General features: G+C 53.9%; 17 protein-coding genes. 7 read left to right on the top strand and 10 right to left on the bottom strand.

Translation table 11 applies throughout. The annotated features are described in order from the left end of the window. Position 1 precedes the first annotated feature (1 nt). Entirely contained in the window at positions 2-1,102 is a 1,101-nt protein-coding gene (locus BMZ14_RS06415; protein WP_074795951.1) for an anhydro-N-acetylmuramic acid kinase, read from the top strand. 103 nt (positions 1,103-1,205) lie between these two features. Here BMZ14_RS06415 and erpA read toward each other — a convergent pair whose 3' ends face one another. The 6 genes from erpA to rplM all read right to left on the bottom strand — a co-directional run bounded on the left by erpA (position 1,206) and on the right by rplM (position 5,101). Then, positions 1,206-1,574, bottom strand: coding sequence for an iron-sulfur cluster insertion protein ErpA (gene erpA / locus BMZ14_RS06410; RefSeq protein WP_074795949.1), 369 nt, complete (start codon positions 1,572-1,574; stop codon positions 1,206-1,208). Positions 1,575-1,631: 57 nt separating this feature from the next. After that, positions 1,632-2,051 carry a bactofilin family protein gene (locus BMZ14_RS06405; RefSeq protein ID WP_074795947.1) on the bottom strand — a complete coding sequence of 140 codons (420 nt, stop codon included), beginning with the start codon at positions 2,049-2,051 and terminating at the stop codon, positions 1,632-1,634. A 10-nt stretch (positions 2,052-2,061) separates the two neighbouring features. Then, the gene (locus tag BMZ14_RS06400) at positions 2,062-2,799 is read right to left on the bottom strand and encodes a DUF6776 family protein (RefSeq protein WP_074795945.1); all 738 of its coding nucleotides are present in this window, start codon (positions 2,797-2,799) and stop codon (positions 2,062-2,064) included. Positions 2,800-2,876: 77 nt separating this feature from the next. Continuing rightward, on the bottom strand, positions 2,877-3,905 hold the full coding sequence (gene argC, locus BMZ14_RS06395; protein WP_074795943.1) for an N-acetyl-gamma-glutamyl-phosphate reductase: 1,029 nt from the start codon (positions 3,903-3,905) through the stop codon (positions 2,877-2,879). Between the two features lie 363 nt (positions 3,906-4,268). Continuing rightward, entirely contained in the window at positions 4,269-4,661 is a 393-nt protein-coding gene (gene rpsI / locus BMZ14_RS06390) for a 30S ribosomal protein S9 (RefSeq protein WP_074796506.1), read from the bottom strand. Positions 4,662-4,666: 5 nt separating this feature from the next. Continuing rightward, positions 4,667-5,101, bottom strand: coding sequence for a 50S ribosomal protein L13 (gene rplM, locus BMZ14_RS06385; RefSeq protein ID WP_074795941.1), 435 nt, complete (start codon positions 5,099-5,101; stop codon positions 4,667-4,669). A 305-nt stretch (positions 5,102-5,406) separates the two neighbouring features. Here rplM and BMZ14_RS06380 point away from each other — a divergent pair, with 305 nt between their 5' ends. Both BMZ14_RS06380 and BMZ14_RS06375 read left to right on the top strand, forming a co-directional pair. Continuing rightward, entirely contained in the window at positions 5,407-6,279 is an 873-nt protein-coding gene (locus BMZ14_RS06380) for a phosphoribulokinase (protein WP_074795939.1), read from the top strand. 208 nt (positions 6,280-6,487) lie between these two features. After that, positions 6,488-8,722, top strand: coding sequence for a UvrD-helicase domain-containing protein (locus tag BMZ14_RS06375; protein ID WP_074795937.1), 2,235 nt, complete (start codon positions 6,488-6,490; stop codon positions 8,720-8,722). A 26-nt stretch (positions 8,723-8,748) separates the two neighbouring features. On the opposite strand, the gene BMZ14_RS06370 is transcribed toward BMZ14_RS06375, so the two are convergent. From BMZ14_RS06370 to BMZ14_RS06355, 4 genes are all read right to left on the bottom strand, one after another. Continuing rightward, entirely contained in the window at positions 8,749-9,471 is a 723-nt protein-coding gene (locus BMZ14_RS06370) for a BPSS1780 family membrane protein (RefSeq protein ID WP_074795935.1), read from the bottom strand. Between the two features lie 214 nt (positions 9,472-9,685). Further along, positions 9,686-10,636 (bottom strand): homoserine kinase, encoded by a 951-nt coding sequence (locus BMZ14_RS06365; protein ID WP_074795933.1) that lies wholly within the window; start codon positions 10,634-10,636, stop codon positions 9,686-9,688. Between the two features lie 67 nt (positions 10,637-10,703). After that, positions 10,704-11,069, bottom strand: a complete 366-nt coding sequence (locus tag BMZ14_RS06360; RefSeq protein ID WP_074795931.1) for a DUF2782 domain-containing protein — start codon at positions 11,067-11,069, stop codon at positions 10,704-10,706. 49 nt (positions 11,070-11,118) lie between these two features. After that, positions 11,119-11,847, bottom strand: a complete 729-nt coding sequence (locus BMZ14_RS06355; RefSeq protein ID WP_074795929.1) for an LOG family protein — start codon at positions 11,845-11,847, stop codon at positions 11,119-11,121. 21 nt (positions 11,848-11,868) lie between these two features. On the opposite strand from BMZ14_RS06355, the gene polA reads away from it, so the two are divergent. From polA to rimM, 4 genes are all read left to right on the top strand, one after another. Then, positions 11,869-14,604: a DNA polymerase I gene (polA, locus tag BMZ14_RS06350; RefSeq protein ID WP_074795927.1), complete on the top strand. Its 2,736-nt coding sequence runs from the start codon at positions 11,869-11,871 to the stop codon at positions 14,602-14,604. 196 nt (positions 14,605-14,800) lie between these two features. After that, positions 14,801-15,154, top strand: a complete 354-nt coding sequence (locus BMZ14_RS06345) for a DUF1428 domain-containing protein (protein WP_074795925.1) — start codon at positions 14,801-14,803, stop codon at positions 15,152-15,154. A 410-nt stretch (positions 15,155-15,564) separates the two neighbouring features. Further along, the gene (gene rpsP, locus BMZ14_RS06340; protein ID WP_074795923.1) at positions 15,565-15,828 is read left to right on the top strand and encodes a 30S ribosomal protein S16; all 264 of its coding nucleotides are present in this window, start codon (positions 15,565-15,567) and stop codon (positions 15,826-15,828) included. Positions 15,829-15,850: 22 nt separating this feature from the next. After that, positions 15,851-16,363: a ribosome maturation factor RimM gene (gene rimM / locus BMZ14_RS14780; protein WP_074858352.1), complete on the top strand. Its 513-nt coding sequence runs from the start codon at positions 15,851-15,853 to the stop codon at positions 16,361-16,363.

Below are 16,363 nucleotides of genomic sequence, written 5' to 3'. Positions count from 1 at the left end.
CTTGAAAACCGCTTATTATATTGGAATAATGTCGGGTACCAGTCTGGATGGAATCGACGCGGTGCTGGCTGATTTCAATTCCGCATCCCCCTCCCTGCTGCACACCTTTTATCTATCCTACCGCGCTGATCTACGCGAGCGCTTGCTTGGCCTTCATTATACGGGTCACGATGAACTGCACCGTGCAGCGACGCTCGCCAATGAGCTGGCACGCCAGTATGCGGAAGCCGTGACTGGTTTGCTTGGTAAAAGTGGCGTACGGCCCCAGGAGGTCGCGGCAATCGGGTGTCACGGTCAAACCGTGCGCCATTTCCCGCAAGCGGGGAGGGGCTACACTATTCAGCTGTGCAATTCCGCGTTGCTGGTTGAGCTTACCGGCATTGCGGTCGTGGCGGACTTCAGAAGCCGCGATATAGCGGCCGGAGGTCAAGGCGCGCCTTTGGTACCGGCATTTCATCAGGTCTTGTTCAGCGATCCTCAAATTCATCGCGTCATTGTCAATATCGGCGGGATTTGCAATCTCACCAGTCTCGCGGTGGGTGGAGAAGTCATCGGTTTTGATTGCGGGCCCGGCAATATGATGATGGATGAATGGAGTTTGCGGCATACCGGCAAGGAGTACGATGAAAATGGAGCATGGGCCGAATCCGGCGAAATAATCCAGACGCTGCTCGAAAAACTTCTGGCGCTTCCATTTTTTTCTCTGCCGCCGCCAAAAAGCGCCGGCAGAGAAATGTTCAATCTCGCTTTGCTGGAACGTTATCTGACCGGGGATGAGAAACCGGTGGACGTTCAGGCAACGTTGCTTCAGTTGACCGTTGCCGGAATTGCCGAGTCAGTGCGGGCTTATTTTCCCGGTGCGGCAGAGGTTTATCTGTGCGGAGGCGGGGCGCGAAACAAAGCACTGGTTGGCCGATTGCAAGCGGCGTTGCCGGGCAAGAAAGTGGATTTGACCGACAGCCTCGGCATCAATGCCGACTGGCTGGAAGCGTTTGCGTTCGCCTGGCTGGCGCATCAAGCTATCGAGAGACGTCCCGGCAATATTCCTGACGTAACCGGCGCAAGGGGTCCCCGGCTGCTTGGCGCAATTTATCCGGTTTGATCGCTTTTTTCGTTTCTCCGAAAATAAAAAACGGAAGCCTGGGGCTTCCGTTTTTTATATGAAACCATCTTGCCGCCCCTGCCCCGGTTATTGCCCGGGTTGCTCAGACAGAGAATGAAGAGCCGCAGCCGCAGGTGCTGGAAGCACCCGGATTCTTGATAACAAACTGGGCGCCCTCGGCGCTTTCCTGATAGTCGATTTCCGCTCCTGCCAGATACTGAAAGCTCATCGGATCTATCAGAAGCTTCACGCCGTTCTTTTCCATCACGGTATCGTCTTCGCTCGTTAGCTCGTCAAATGTAAAGCCGTATTTGAAGCCGGAGCATCCTCCCCCGGCCACAAATACGCGCAGCTTGAGATCGTTGTTCCCTTCTTCTTCGATCAATTCCTTGACTTTGTTTGCCGCGCTATCGGTAAAGATCAACGGAACATGCATTTCTGCGACCAAGTTAGCCTCGATTGGTGCGTTCATATTGAATTCCGCATAGTTTAATCATAAAAAAAATTATCCCCCGCTATCGTGCAAACGTCAATCACTCTGCTTCGCGGGTACCAATGTCACCACTTTACTGTCGGCGTCGGTTTTCACGTTATCCAGGTGATGCAACATGCCGTCAACCGATGCGCCAAGTTGTATTTCCATGGCTTTGTAATAAACATCTCCCGAAACCCGGGCCTTGGGTTGAAGCTCAACATATTCGCTAGCATGAATGGCGCCCGAGATAGAGCCGTTAACGACCGCATGAGAAACCTGTATTTTCCCCTCGATGACTGCCTGATCGCTCAACACCAGAGCACTAGGCTTGTCGCCCGGCGCGATGATGTTTCCCGTAACGCGGCCGTCTATGCGTAGTCCGCCACTGAAGCTGATATTGCCCTCGATATGGGTTCCTGCACCGATAAGCGAGTCAATCTGATTCTGGGGCTTGCCCGGTTTTTTCCCAAACATTTTCTCTCCTTCATAAAGACAAATTCACGGTCTGCATTACCCTTGCCTGCGCTATGCCTTTTTCAAACACTTTCACCTCCATGCTGTCTACGGTGGCATCTGGCGGCAGACGGAAGGTATTTTCAATCCTTTGATAGAACTTGAAGTTGACATCCACTGCCTTGGAGGCGGCGTCGGCCAGGGGTATCATCATTTTCTCCCCATTTTGCTCGAAATTGACAGCGAACTCCAGACTACCCTGAAAATCCTTCGGGCGCTGCCCGCCCTGGACCAGTAACAGGCTATAACGATACTCTCCAGGCAGGCTGCCCCTTTCCAGCTTCAAGCGGCCGATAGAAACGCGTTGTTCGGCTTTTCCGCTGGCAGATCCAAGGTTCTGGAAGAATGCCAGATCTTCCTTCAGACGAGTGTTTTCATGTTCCAGGCTCTTGATCTGCCGGGTTATATCTTCACGTGCGACGAAGTCCATCTGTAACTGGCGGTCAAGGCCGGCTACCTTCATGCGCAGTTCCTCATTCTCCTGCTGGAGCTGTGCGTTCGACTCGGACAAGCGATTCAATTCGTAACTTATTTCATTCTTGTCAAAGCCGGCAAACTTTTGGCCGGCATCATACATTCCCCAGGACAGCACGAGCGCTGATACTGTAAGCACAGCAACAACCAGCCATTTCACATAGGCCGGAGTTTGAGGCCGGACCGCCACACGGGGCGCGGATATGCCGAACTTTCTTTTAAGTGACTTAATCATGGGCCGAGGATAGGTCTCTTGACGGCGAACTACCAGGGCTGGGCTGCAACTTCCATGGGATAGTATGCAAAGGATCGCTAGGGCAGCAATGGAACATGATCGATTGCCAGGGTTTCCGGCAAGCCGAACATGATGTTCATGTTTTGCACGGCCTGTCCCGCCGCGCCCTTCACAAGATTATCCGTTACCGAGAGTATCACGGCAGTATCGCCCCCCTGGGGGCGGTGGACTGCGATGCGGCAGAGATTCGAACCGCGTACCGAGCGGGTCTCGGGATGAGCACCTGCGGGAAGCACGTCTACAAATGGCTCACCGGCATATCGTTTTTCGTACAACGCCTGTAAATCGGCATCTTCGGTAAGCCTGACATAGAGTGTCGCGTGTATGCCTCGAATCATCGGCGTGAGATGCGGTACGAACGTCAGCCCGACGGGCCTCCCGGCGGCGCTGGACAGGCCTTGCCTGATCTCTGGCAGGTGCCGGTGTCCCGGCACCCCGTAGGCTTTGAAATTGTCGGCGGCTTCAGCGAACAGCGTATGTGTTTCCGGGTTGCGCCCCGCGCCCGAAACACCTGACTTTGCATCCGCGATAAGGTGGTCCGGATCCACTATTCCGGCCTCGACTACGGGCAGAAAACCCAGCTGCACTGCAGTGGGATAACAGCCGGGATTCGCAATGAGCCGCGCATTTCTGATCTTGTCTCGATTGATTTCAGGCAGGCCGTAGATCGCCTCCGCGACCAGATCCGGGCAGGCATGAGACATGCGGTACCATTTTTCCCATATCCCCACGTCCTTGATACGAAAATCGGCGGCAAGATCTATTACGCGTACGCCTGCATCCAGCAGCGATCGGGCTTGTTGCATGGCAATACCGTTGGGAGTGGCAAAGAACACGATATCGCATTTTTCCAGACCAGCTTCGGCTGGATCACAAAACTTGAGCGATAGCCGCCCGCGCAAGCTGGGGAAAAAATCAGCTACGCCGATTCCCGCTTCCTTGCGTGAAGTAATTGCCTCTATTCTTGCCTCAGGGTGTTGCGCCAGAATACGCAACAGTTCTACACCTGTGTAGCCGGTTCCGCCTACGATTCCAATTTTAAGCATGGCTTCCCAAGGTTTTGCGGTAAGAATGAAATTTCTCGTAACAGGACGGCAGGTGGAGATTCACATTTCCGCGGCATCTGTTTCACCAATTGCCTGCCTTTCCGCTCCGACCTGAATCTTTCCCGTCTTCAAAAAACTTCCTGATGCCGTCACCATTTTCCTGTCTGGTTCGATGCAACGATTGATTACCCTTTCTTGGCAACCGATCGGCGGATAAGTTCGCTATCGCTGCTTTTTGACGCGTCACCTTTCCCGATGGCTCATTTAATTTCCGGGTCAAGCGCAAGCTTCCGGGCCGATTATAAGCAACAAATAAAAAAGCCGCCAGAAACGGGCGGCTTTTTGTATGACAGGTACAAAAGTCTATCTCTTCGAAAATTGCTTGCGCCGGCGTGCTTTGCGGAAGCCGACTTTTTTCCGTTCCACTTCACGCGCATCACGCGTGACAAGCCCCGCATTGCTTAATATGGGTTTGAGCGTAGCGTCATAGTCAATCAGTGCACGCGTAATGCCATGTCGTACAGCTCCCGCCTGCCCGGATTCCCCGCCCCCATGGATATTCACCATGATGTCGAAACTCGTGAGATTTCCCGTCAGCTCAAGTGGTTGGCGAACTACCATGCGCCCTGTTTCACGGGAAAAAAACTCATCGACCGGTTTGTCGTTGACAGTGATCAGGCCCTTGCCGGGCTTGATGAATACACGCGCCACCGCGCTTTTGCGACGACCGGTACCGTAATTATAGGTTGTGCTCATGATAATCAAGCCCTGACTTCAAGTTGCCGCGGTTGTTGCGCCGCGTGAGGATGTGCGGCGCCTGCATAGATTTTAAGTTTTTTTAGCATTGCATACCCGAGCGGACCTTTTGGCAGCATGCCTTTGACTGCTTTTTCCAGCGGACGTCCCGGAAAACGCGCATGCATTTTCGCAAAACTGGTTTCGTAGATGCCGCCTGGATAACCGGTATGACGGTAATAGATCTTGTTTTCCGCCTTGTTGCCAGTGACACGCAGCTTGTCGACGTTGATTACCACGATAAAATCGCCGGTATCCACGTGAGGAGTAAAAATAGGCTTGTGTTTGCCACGCAGACGATGGGCAATCTCAGCGGCAAGACGCCCCAGCACCTTGTCGGCCGCATCGATCACGAACCACTCGTGGACTACTTCATGTGGTTTAGCTGAAAAGGTTTTCACAAAACCTACCCCTGCTTGTTTCGGTAAAGCCGCGCATTTTATGTCAGACCCGGGCGAATGTCAAACTCGGCTTCTTCTGCAAAAGGTGCTGGATAAAGTGTTGCATCAAGGCGCGGAGGACGGGGAGCAAGGAACGCTGGGCTCCCAAGGGTAAGGGGATGTTTTATCTTTGCCCGTTCGCACCAAAATTCTTGAGAAAAAGGTATTATAACGCCCTGCTCGAGGCTTGCTGGGACCGGCGAAAATCTGACGCGAAAAAACACTGCATCATTTTATTACCTTATTTTCCTGAGGAGAAAGTTTGTATGTCACAAAAACACCCAGTCATCGCCGTTACCGGATCGTCCGGCGCCGGTACGTCGACGGTCAAGAATAGTTTCGAGCATATTTTCCGGCGCGAGAAACTGACTGCTGCGGTGGTGGAGGGCGATAGTTTCCATCGTTACGATCGCGAAGCAATGAAAAAAGCCGTAGCGGATTCGGAAAAAAACAATGGCCACGCGATCAGCCATTTCGGCCCCGAGGCCAACGAATTCGAGAAACTGGAAGCCTTATTCAAGGAATATGGCGAGACCGGAAGTGGCCAGGTTCGCTTGTACCTGCACAACGATGAAGAAGCCGCGCCATACCAGCAGAAGGCTGGCACATTTACCCCATGGTCGTCGATAAAGCCCGGCTCCGACTTGCTGTTTTACGAGGGCCTGCATGGCGGAGTGAAGAGCGATACAGCCGATGTAGCGAAATATGTCGATTTACTGGTTGGCGTTGTGCCCATCGTTAATCTGGAATGGATACAGAAAATCCATCGGGACATGAGCGCGCGCGGGTATTCGGCAGAGGCGGTGACACATACGATTCTTCGCCGCATGCACGACTATGTACACTACATCACGCCGCAATTTTCACTTACGCATATCAATTTTCAACGGGTGCCGACGGTAGACACGTCCAATCCGTTCATTGCGCGCGATATTCCCACGCTTGATGAAAGCTTTGTCGTGATTCGCTTCCGCGATCCAAAAAATGTGGATTTCCCGTATCTGCTTGCCATGATTCACAATTCATTCATGTCTCGTCCGAATACCATTGTCGTGCCCGGTGGAAAAATGGGGTTGGCCATAGAGTTGGTACTGACGCCGCTTATTCTGGATCTGGTGAGGGAAAGCCGGAACAGGTAGCGGACCGCTTTTTTTGATAGGGACCTCTATATAAAATCCGCACGTTCCATTATTCGCTCCCTTGAATGATTGGCCAGTCCGGTGTGCGCTTTGTGCCAAAGTTCAGCTGGAAGTTCGAATTTGTAGAGGTCCCCTTCAGTTTTTTTCATATCGCCTCAAGCTGGACGAGGGCGACAATTCCGGCTCTCCCTGCCGGTAAACATTCTCAATGTCTTCTCTACTTTCTGCGCTAAATCCTGAACAACGCGAAGCGGTCGCTTTACCGCATCAGTCGGCACTGGTGCTGGCGGGCGCGGGTAGTGGCAAAACGCGGGTGCTCACTACCCGTATTGCGCACCTCATCCAGTCGGGTCAAGCCAGTCCCCACGGCATATTGGCTGTCACTTTCACCAACAAGGCAGCGAAGGAAATGCTCAGCCGCATTTCGGCCATGCTGCCAATCAACACGCGGGGGATGTGGACAGGCACTTTCCACGGCCTGTGCAATCGCATGCTTCGTGCTCACCATCAGGATGCGGGATTGCCCCAGACTTTTCAGATACTGGATTCTGCAGATCAATTGGCGGTCATCAAGCGCATCCTGAAAAGCCTGGGCGCGGACGATGAAAAATTTCCTGCGCGGCAGGTACAGTGGTTTATTAATAACGCCAAAGAAGAGGGTCTTAGAGCATCGCAGGTTGAAACGTACGATGATTTCGTGCGGAAAATGGTGGAGTTTTACCTTGTCTACGAGCAGCAATGCAATAAGGAGGGCGTGGTCGACTTTGCTGAACTGTTGCTGCGCAACTACGAATTGCTGCATCGCAACGAGATTGTGCGCGAACATTATCGCAGCCGCTTTCGCCATATTCTCGTGGATGAGTTTCAGGATACGAGCCGCTTGCAGTACAAATGGCTAAGATTGCTTGCCGGCGAACAGACCGCTGTATTTGCTGTGGGCGATGACGACCAGAGCATTTACGCGTTTCGGGGCGCGAATACCGGCAATATGAAAGAGTTTGAGCGCGACTTCCGTATCTCGAAGATTATCAAGCTGGAGCAAAACTACCGCTCTCACGGCAACATACTGGACGCCGCCAATACGCTGATACGCAACAATAGCGGACGGCTCGGCAAGAATCTCTGGACTGCGGAAGGTCATGGGGAGCCGATACGCGTATATAACGCGCCCACAGATTTCGATGAGGCCGCGTTCGTGGTGGACGAAGTGAAGTCACTGCGGGCCGAAGGCGTGGCATTGTCCCAGATGGCGCTGCTCTATCGTTCCAATGCGCAGTCGCGCGTGCTGGAGCATGCGTTGTTCAACGCCTCCTTGCCTTATCGCGTATATGGAGGTATGCGTTTTTTCGAACGGCAGGAAATCAAGCATGCCTTGGCCTATTTGCGGCTGATAGCCAATCCCGACGACGACAATGCGCTGCTCCGGGTCGTCAACTTTCCTGCTCGCGGTATCGGTATGCGAAGCCTGGAACAGGTGCAGGATGACGCCCGGCGGCAAGGGGGAAGCATTTGGGAGGCAATGCTGCAGAAATGCGGGCGCGTACCGGCTTCCACGTCTGAAACAGAAGGTAATGCACAGGCTCGGCTTGATGGAAGTATGGCTCCGGACAAGATAAAGAAAGGAGTTGAAGGCTTTGTTGTGCTGATCGAGTCGATGCGCCGGGTCTGCGAAAATTTACCCCTGCCGGAGGTGGTGGACCACATGCTGGAGCACAGCGGGCTGTTGGGGCATTATCGTGCAGAGCGGGAGGGAGCGGACCGGCTGGAGAATCTGAACGAGTTGGTCAACGCCGCCACCAGCTTCGTACACGAAGCCGAGGACGACAGCCTCACAGTATTTCTCAACCATGCCTCTCTGGAAGCGGGAGAGCATCAGGCTGGAGGAGGCGAGGATGCGCTGCAGCTGATGACGGTGCACTCGGCCAAGGGGCTGGAATTTCACAGCGTATTTCTTAGCGGACTGGAAGAAGGCCTGTTTCCCCACGATAACAGCCGTAATGAAGCGGGCGGGCTGGAAGAGGAGAGGCGTTTAATGTACGTCGCCTTGACCCGCGCCCGGCGCCGGTTGTATTTGAGCTTCACCCAGAGCCGCATGCTTCACGGTCAGACCCGTTACAATATTCCCTCTCGTTTCCTGCAGGAAATACCGGATAACTTGCTCAAGTGGCTACAGCCGGTACAGAAGGCAAGGTTTGGAAGTCAACAGCCGGAATTCAGGAGTTCAGGGCTGTCTGGTGCGAGGACGCAAATTCAGGAATCCGGCACTCAGGACTCGGCTGCGACGCGTTGGAGGGTTGGGCAAAATGTTGTTCATGCCAAGTTTGGCCCGGGCGTAATAGTGAATTGCGAAGGCCGCGGGGCGGATGCGCGCGTTGAGGTCAAGTTCGGCCGCGCCGGCACAAAGTGGCTGCTACTCGAATACGCCAAGCTGATTCCCGCCTGAAGCGAAGCCGGCGGGATGCGGGACGCTCACGCCGTGGCCGCGCTGCTCTCAAAGATGTCCTTGTAACTCGTGTAAATGGAAGCGAACACAGTGGGTATCAGCACAAACAACCCCAACCCGTAAGGTATGGTAGCTATTATCGTCAGCACCACCAGTATCACGGCATAAATCTGGAACGCGATAATATTCTTGAGGCATGCGAAAAAGCTCAGACGCATTGCTTCCAATGGTGGCGCGCCCTTGAAGATCACCAGCAAAGGCGCGAACCAGACAGCCATCAACAAGGGGATGGATAATGTCAGCCCCACGAGAGAGGCGGACAACATATCTCCCGAAACGCTTTTCAACTCATTTTCATCGACCCGTTTTCCCTCCATCAATAGACCCATCAGCACGTCGCCGCCAACCAGCATGAACACACCGAGAATCAAGATCTGCCCAATCAGGTAAATTCCGCCTATGGTGATCAGCGGCGCGGGGTTGCTCCGGAAACCAGACAGTAAATGGGCGACTTCCAGTCCCTCCCCTTGCTCGAGCGCTTTGCAGCCCATCATGATTCCAGCTAAAAAGACCGGGGAGAGTAGCGTGAAAATAAATTGCCCCGCCATTGGGATCAGCGCCAGCGTAAAGGCAATCAGCATCAACGTGAAACACACGATAATCCATACCAAAGGGATTTTGCGGAACAGGCCGAAGCCCGTTACTATCCACTGCCAGCCTTGTTTTGCATCGACTTGCCTGACTTCCATTTTCTCATCTCCGAGGGGTTGCGCCCACTATTTATCCAGCAGAAATACTTTGATTTTCGTCATTCCGGGCTTGATCCGGAATCCAGCCCGGAGCCACCAGTGGCCGCTTTAAACGTTACTGGATACTGGATTCCGCTGGTACGACGTTTGTACTGTTTGCTCGCCGAATCGATAGCAATTTGCTGACCAGCAGCTTATTGCTTAAATTATTGCTTTAAACCCAAACTTGCGCCAGTTCGGAGTGGGATGCCGCATGATTCTTGAGTATATGCATGAAGTGAACAGGATCCTTGACATGGGTGAGTTCTCCCATGCGTGGCAAATGATAATCCTGCAGCCGCGACAACCAGAAGCGTAACGCTGCCGCACGCAGCATCACTGGCCAGGCCCCATGTTCATTGGCGGAAAGCGGACGGGTATGGTGGTACGCCTGGAGTAGGGACGATGTCCGCGCCGCGTCCAGTTGGCCATTTTCATTCAGGCACCAGTCGTTGGCGGTAATGGCAAGATCGAATAGCAACACGTCATTGCAGGCGAAGTAAAAGTCGATGACGCCCCCAAGCGCACCGTCATTGAATAACACGTTGTCGCGAAACAGGTCCGCGTGGATTACGCCGCGGGAAAGATTCTCGAAACGGTACAATGATTGAAAACGCAATTCTTCCTTGAGGATCTCGGCTTCCTCGGCCGCCAGGAAAGGCATGATATCGAGCGCCGCCGCTTTCCACCATTTAGGTCCTCGGGAGTTCTCCATATTTTCAGGATAGGACAGGCCGGATAAGTGCATGCTCGCCAAAAGCTCGCCAACTTCTGCGCAATGCGCTGCGGTGGGATGTTCCTGGGATTTCCCCGGCAGGCATGTAACGATGCTTGCGGGCTTGCCATTGAGTTCACCGAGAAACTGGTTGTTGAGATCAGCAATCGGACTGGGGCATGGGATGCCATGGCGGGAGAAATACGCCATCAGGTTCAGGTAGTAGGGCAGGTCGGAAGGGCTCAGTTTCTCGAACAGGGTAAGGACGTATTTGCCATGGCTGGTGGTGACAAAATAATTCGTATTCTCGATACCCGAGGAGATGCCCTGCAGATTGATCAGCGTGCCGAGAGAATAACGCCTCAGCCATACAGAAAGCTGCTGTTGGGTAACGGTAGTAAAGACAGACATGAGCGAGAAAAAAGATAAGGCTAAAGCGGTGTGGACAGACGCGATCCTGCTGTCTTTTATGAAAATGTCAAAACTCGCGTATTACCCACATCGGGGGACGAATGCGTTGATCGAGACCGCCAGTCTCGTGCGCAGAGAGCGTGCCGTCCCCATGATTGTCGATCAGATAATACGGCAGTCCAATGCGGGGCGTAACCTTGATCATGTAGAGGCGCCCGTTGATGCGGTACTCCTCGATCTTGTCCTCGCCGCGCCGGGTGATGGTAACCTGAGGTTCGAGTGACTCATCCTCTTCCTCTGCTCCCGGCGACGGCAAAGCCAACTCCGGCGGCTCCGGGACCTCCGGCAGGGGCCGCAGGTCCTTGGGCTGGTTTGATTGCGCCGCAGCTGGTAGTGCAGAGCTCAATAACAGTGCAAGAGCTAGACGATGCATGGTGCCTCCGCAGGGCCAATATGTCATTCTATCCGAAATGACACGGCTGTTACAGATTGAGTTGAATCTCCCGTTCCGCCGCGGAAGGCTCGAAGCCGCGAGTTTCGTAATACTTGAATATCGCATCCACCACTTCGGCGGGCTCGTCAATCACCTGTATCAATTCCATGTCTTCCGGGGCGATCATACCTTCTTCAACGAGCACGTTCTGGAGCCAGTCGAGCATACCTCGCCAGAAATCGGAACAAACGAGAATAATAGGCATTCTTCTCGTCTTGCCGGTCTGAACCAGCGTAAGCGCTTCCATGAGTTCGTCCAGCGTGCCAAACCCGCCCGGCAGCACGACATAGGCGGTAGCCAACTTAACGAACATGTATTTGCGGGCAAAGAAATGGCGAAAAGTTTGACTGACGTCCTGGTAGTCATTACGGTTTTGCTCATGCGGGAGCTGGATGTTCAGGCCGATACTGGGCGACTCGCCAAAATAAGCGCCCTTGTTGGCCGCTTCCATGATACCTGGCCCGCCGCCGGAAATGACGGAGAAACCCGCATCGGACAATTGGCGGGAGATTTGCTCGGTCAGCTTATAGTACGGATGATCGGGGAGCGTGCGCGCGCTGCCAAAGATGCTTACTGCGGGCTTGATCGAGTTCAGGCGTTCCGTCGCCTCGACAAATTCTGCGATAATCCCGAACACGCGCCACGACTCTCTTGCCGCCCAGGTTTTTTCCCGAAAATCATTCGTCATGGTGCGGGCTTCTTTATCTTTCCGGCTCATTGAAAAACCTTTGGAAGTTAAATGAAAACATTACTGCTGGTTGACGGCTCATCCTATCTGTATCGCGCTTTTCATGCGCTGCCGGATTTCCGCAACCGCAACAACGAGCCGACCGGCGCAATTTATGGCGTGCTCAACATGCTGCGCCGTTTGCACAAGGATTACGAGGCCCATTATAGCGCGTGCGTATTTGATGCAAAAGGCAAGACTTTTCGCGACGATCTCTACGCCCAGTATAAGTCGAACCGGCCACCTATGCCGCACGACCTCGCGGCCCAGATAGAACCGCTTCATGAGTGCATAAAGGCAATGGGGTGGCCGATGTTGATAGTGGAAGGGGTGGAAGCGGATGATGTGATCGGAACCCTGGCCAAGCAGGCTGAACGCGAGAATATGCGGTGCATAATTTCGACAGGCGACAAGGACATCGCACAGCTGGTGAATCCGCAGGTAACATTGATCAATACCATGACGAACGAGACACTGGACGAGGCCGGCGTGGCTGTCCGGTTCGGGGTAACGCCAGCCCGCATGCTGGATTATCTGGCACTCGTCGGAGATACATCCGACAACATTCCCGGCGTGCCAAAGGTGGGTCCCAAGACAGCAGTAAAATGGCTCGCTCAATTCGGCACGCTGGACAATCTTATTGTTCATGCCGATGAAATTGGCGGCGTGGTTGGAGAAAATTTGCGGCAGGCCCTGGACTGGTTGAGCCGATCCCGCGAGCTTCTTACCATCAAATGCGATGTTCCATTACCGATAGGCCTGCATGACCTTGGGCTGCAACCGCAGAATGCCGCAAAGCTGGCGGAGTTGTACGAACGGCTGGATTTCAAAACCTGGTTGCGGGAACTGCTGCAGGAACCGGACGGAAAAGAGCAAGGCAGTGCAATTCCCGCCACCCGATATGAGAAGGGAGTTACAGATCGACTATATCCGGAACCGGTGCGGGCAGACTATCAAACCATCCTCACTCCATCCCAGCTCGATGAGTGGGTCATGCGCCTCGATACCGCACCGCTTGTTTCGGTTGATACGGAAACCACCTCGCTGGATCCGATGCAGGCCGAACTTGTCGGTCTCGCATTTTCCATTAAGCCTCATCAGGGGGCTTACGTGCCGCTAACGCACCGGTACGCCGGGGCGCCCCAGCAACTGCCCATCGGTCTCGTCCTCGAGAAGCTCAAGCCCTGGCTGACGAACCCGGCCAAGCCTAAACTGGGGCAGAACCTCAAATACGACAAGCATATCTTCGCCAATCATGGCATTGCTTTAAACGGCATCGTCCACGACACGCTGCTGCAGTCTTATGTGCTCGAACCTCACCGTCCGCACGACATGGATAACCTTGCATTGCGGCATCTCGGCGTCAAAACCACCAGTTACGACGAGATTACCGGTAAAGGAGCCGCCAGAATAGGTTTTGATCAGGTGGATATAGAACCAGCCTCGCAATACGCGGCAGAGGATGCCGACATTACGCTGCAACTGCATCAACACCTGTACCCCGGCATTTCGGAGGATGTAAAGCTCGATTATATTTACCTCTCTCTTGAAATGCCGGTCATGGACATCCTGTTCGAAATCGAGCGCAACGGCGTGCTGCTGGACTTGAAGCTGCTGGAAAGCCAAAGCCGCGAACTCGGCGAGAAAATGCTGGCGCTGGAGGAGCGCGCATGCACCATCGCCGGTCAGCCGTTCAACCTGAATTCAACAAAGCAGATTCAGGAAGTGCTGTTCAACAGGCTCAAGCTGCCGGTCATTAAAAAAACGCCGGGTGGCGTGCCCTCTACCGATGAAGATGTGCTGCAGCGCCTTGCGCTGGATTACCCCCTGCCCAAAGTTCTGCTCGATTATCGCAGCCTCGCCAAGCTCAAATCCACTTATACGGACAAGCTCCCGCGCGTGGTCGACGCAGCTACCGGGCGGGTGCATACCAACTATGCGCAAGCGGTAGCGGTGACGGGCCGGCTTGCCAGCAACGAACCAAATCTGCAAAACATTCCGGTACGCACTGCCGAAGGCCGTCGCATTCGTGAAGCATTCATAGCTTCGCCGGGGCACAGCATCGTCTCCGCTGATTATTCGCAGATCGAGTTGCGCATCATGGCGCATATTTCCCAGGATGCAGGGTTGCTGAGGGCTTTCGCCGGCGGCGAGGATGTACATCGCGCCACAGCCTCGGAAGTATTCGGTGTCCCGCTGGAATCGGTGGACAGCGAGCAGCGCCGTTACGCAAAAGTCATTAACTTCGGCCTGATCTACGGCATGTCCGAATTCGGGCTCGCCTCTCAACTCGGCATCGACCGCCCGGCCGCGAGGGTTTATATGGACCGCTACTTTGCACGCTATCCAGGGGTGGCAAATTACATGCAGCGCACCCGGGAAACCGCGAGAGAAACGGGTTATGTCGAAACGGTGTTCGGGCGCAGGCTATGGCTGCCGGAAATCAACAGTTCCAACGGCAACCGCAGGCAAGGAGCGGAACGCGCCGCCATCAATGCGCCAATGCAAGGCACGGCGGCTGACATCATCAAGCTCGCCATGATAGCGGTTCATGGCTGGCTGGCATCGGAAAACCTTGCCAGCAAGCTTATCATGCAGGTCCACGACGAACTGGTGCTGGAAGTGCCGGATGATGAAATCGAAATGATAAAATGCGAATTGCCAAAACTCATGGGTGATGTGGCCAGACTCGATGTACCGCTCCTGGTGGAGGTAGGTGTGGGACCGAATTGGGAAGTGGCCCACTGACTTCCCTGATAAGGTTTATCTTTTAAAGTTTAATTTATGGAGAGACAGGGATTCTTCATCTTCCATCAGACAAGGTGCATAGAGATTCGCTTTTGCTATATTGAAAAGCATAACGCGAGACATGGCTTTTTGGTTCAATTTAGCTTTAGCCCTATTGATTCGATTCAAACCATGAAGGAGATCAATCTTGAATAACATGAACTATGTCGATGGATTCGTCGCTGCCGTGCCTACGGCGAATCGGGAAATCTACCGGCAGCATGCCGAGAAGGCTGCCGTAATATTCAAAGAGTACGGGGCGGTAAGCGTCGTCGAATGCTGGGGCGATGACGTGCCCGAGGGCAAGCTGACGTCTTTTCCGATGGCCGTCAAGTGCCAGCCGGACGAGACGGTGGTGTTCTCGTGGGTAACCTGGCCTTCTCGCCAGACGCGCGACGAAGCCTGGAAGAAGGTGATGGAGGATCCGCGCATGCAGCCCGACGCGAATCCGATGCCATTTGACGGCAAGCGCTTGATCTATGGTGGATTCGAGATGATTGCAGAGGCGTGACATAGCCTCTTGCCCACAAGAGCGCAAGCTTGGAGGGAGGGGCGGTTTACCTGACTCTGTAAATACGATTCGTGAGCAGGGTGGTTTGACGATCTACAATGTAGATGCGCCCGCGCCACTGGGACTTCATGACGTACAACGGAATGTCGGATGCGATTCGCTCATTTCTTGATTCGCAAGGAGCGTGTCCGTCACCATTCCGTGTCGTCAGAATAGGGCCGCGATATTCAACGCAGATTTCAGGCCGCTATGCTCGATTCCGCCGATAGGATGAACCGGCATGGCACATGCTACAAATACAGGTAATATGTCTGTTCTTTGCGCGGACAGTGAGTATTACTTGCTAATGCAGCGATAACTGCCGTAAAATCACCCCCTTTTCGGTTTTAGACCTCCTATAGGCATAACACATGGTCATTATTCGCCTGGCGCGAGGCGGCGCCAAGAAACGTCCTTTTTTTAACATGGTTGTTGCCGATTCGCGCAACGCTCGCGATGGCAAGTTTATTGAGCGCATTGGCTTTTATAACCCCAGGGCGGCTGGGGGAGAAGAAGCATTGCGCGTTCAGATGGACCGCGTTACTTATTGGAAATCGCACGGTGCGCAGTTATCGGCCACTGTGACAAGGCTGGTCAAGCAGTTTGATTCGAAGCAAGAAGCCGCAGGAAGCTGAGCCAGACCAAACAGCCGGACCGATGACGGTGATGGGGCGCGTCATCGGCCCCTACGGTGTAGCCGGCTGGATCAAGGTTTTTCCTTATACTGAACACATAGATGGGCTGCTTGACTACCCGAAATGGTGGCTGGGCAGGGGAGATGGCAACTGGCGCGGGTTCAAGGTTGCCGGGAGCGAAGTTCACGGAAATGTACTGACCGCTTTACTTGAGCAGTACGAGGACCGTACCGAGGCGATGCGGCTGAAGGGCTTGGAGGTTGCAATTCCTCGCAGTCAGCTGCCGGTCTTGTCAAAAAGCGGTAAAGACGGTTATTACTGGTCTGACCTCATCGGCCTCGAGGTTGTGAATTTGCAGGGTGAAGAGCTGGGGAAAGTAGCGGGATTACTGGAAACCGGCGCAAACGACGTGCTTCAGGTGCAAAGTCTGGAAGATGGTGAAGGGGAACGTTTGATTCCTTTTATCGATCAGGTAATTGTTAAAGTGGATTTGAAGGCGCGCCGGATAACGGTGGATTGGGGCGCGGACTATTAA

Source organism: Nitrosospira briensis, assembly GCF_900115125.1.
GTDB lineage: Bacteria > Pseudomonadota > Gammaproteobacteria > Burkholderiales > Nitrosomonadaceae > Nitrosospira > Nitrosospira briensis_A.
Note: the sequence above shows the minus strand (reverse complement) of the source record. Positions and strands in the feature narration are given on the sequence as shown.

Excerpts from the sequence above, each read along its gene's own strand:
- BMZ14_RS06360 (WP_074795931.1), bottom strand. The coding sequence starts at position 11,069 with ATGCATCGTCTAGCTCTTGCACTGTTATTGAGCTCTGCACTACCAGCT.
- rpsP (WP_074795923.1), top strand. The coding sequence starts at position 15,565 with ATGGTCATTATTCGCCTGGCGCGAGGCGGCGCCAAGAAACGTCCTTTT.
- polA (WP_074795927.1), top strand. The coding sequence starts at position 11,869 with ATGAAAACATTACTGCTGGTTGACGGCTCATCCTATCTGTATCGCGCT.
- BMZ14_RS06400 (WP_074795945.1), bottom strand. The coding sequence starts at position 2,799 with ATGATTAAGTCACTTAAAAGAAAGTTCGGCATATCCGCGCCCCGTGTG.
- BMZ14_RS06375 (WP_074795937.1), top strand. The coding sequence starts at position 6,488 with ATGTCTTCTCTACTTTCTGCGCTAAATCCTGAACAACGCGAAGCGGTC.
- argC (WP_074795943.1), bottom strand. The coding sequence starts at position 3,905 with ATGCTTAAAATTGGAATCGTAGGCGGAACCGGCTACACAGGTGTAGAA.
- rimM (WP_074858352.1), top strand. The coding sequence starts at position 15,851 with ATGACGGTGATGGGGCGCGTCATCGGCCCCTACGGTGTAGCCGGCTGG.
- BMZ14_RS06345 (WP_074795925.1), top strand. The coding sequence starts at position 14,801 with ATGAACTATGTCGATGGATTCGTCGCTGCCGTGCCTACGGCGAATCGG.
- BMZ14_RS06405 (WP_074795947.1), bottom strand. The coding sequence starts at position 2,051 with ATGTTTGGGAAAAAACCGGGCAAGCCCCAGAATCAGATTGACTCGCTT.
- BMZ14_RS06355 (WP_074795929.1), bottom strand. The coding sequence starts at position 11,847 with ATGAGCCGGAAAGATAAAGAAGCCCGCACCATGACGAATGATTTTCGG.
- BMZ14_RS06365 (WP_074795933.1), bottom strand. The coding sequence starts at position 10,636 with ATGTCTGTCTTTACTACCGTTACCCAACAGCAGCTTTCTGTATGGCTG.
- rpsI (WP_074796506.1), bottom strand. The coding sequence starts at position 4,661 with ATGAGCACAACCTATAATTACGGTACCGGTCGTCGCAAAAGCGCGGTG.
- BMZ14_RS06380 (WP_074795939.1), top strand. The coding sequence starts at position 5,407 with ATGTCACAAAAACACCCAGTCATCGCCGTTACCGGATCGTCCGGCGCC.
- BMZ14_RS06370 (WP_074795935.1), bottom strand. The coding sequence starts at position 9,471 with ATGGAAGTCAGGCAAGTCGATGCAAAACAAGGCTGGCAGTGGATAGTA.
- erpA (WP_074795949.1), bottom strand. The coding sequence starts at position 1,574 with ATGAACGCACCAATCGAGGCTAACTTGGTCGCAGAAATGCATGTTCCG.